Source organism: Winogradskyella sp. 4-2091, assembly GCF_045765065.1.
Taxonomy (GTDB): domain Bacteria; phylum Bacteroidota; class Bacteroidia; order Flavobacteriales; family Flavobacteriaceae; genus Winogradskyella.
Genome location: NZ_JBJKOD010000049.1, coordinates 1 through 693, shown reverse-complemented (window position 1 = coordinate 693; position 693 = coordinate 1). Strand labels below are relative to the sequence as shown.

1 rRNA gene is annotated in these 693 nt (G+C 50.2%); it reads right to left on the bottom strand.

The features are described 5' to 3' along the window. A 23S ribosomal RNA gene (locus tag ACJBCC_RS17255) occupies positions 1–693 on the bottom strand; the annotation flags it as partial.

Sequence of the window (693 nt, the reverse complement as noted above, 5' to 3'; positions counted from 1 at the left end):
TGCAAAGGGTTGGTAAGTCGGGATGACCCCCTAGCCTTAACAGTGCTCTACCCCAAGTAGTATTCGTCCGAGGCGCTACCTAAATAGCTTTCGGGGAGAACCAGCTATCTCCAGGTTTGATTGGCCTTTCACCCCTAGCCACAAGTCATCCGCTAATTTTTCAACATTAGTCGGTTCGGTCCTCCAGTTGATGTTACTCAACCTTCAACCTGCCCATGGCTAGATCACCTGGTTTCGGGTCTATATCCAGAGACTGAACGCCCAGTTAAGACTCGGTTTCCCTACGGCTCCCCTAGATGGTTAACCTTGCCACTGAATATAAGTCGCTGACCCATTATACAAAAGGTACGCAGTCACAGGACAAAGCCTGCTCCTACTGCTTGTACGTACACGGTTTCAGGTTCTATTTCACTCCCCTCACAGGGGTTCTTTTCGCCTTTCCCTCACGGTACTGGTTCACTATCGGTCAGTCAGTAGTATTTAGCCTTGGAGGATGGTCCCCCCATATTCAGACAGGATATCACGTGTCCCGCCCTACTCGATTTCACTGAACACACGTCGTCAACTACGGGACTATCACCCTGTATCGTCGGACTTTCCAGACCGTTCGTCTAACGCGTGTAAAGCTTAAGGGCTAGTCCAATTTCGCTCGCCGCTACTTTCGGAATCTCGGTTGATTTCTTTTCCTCGGGG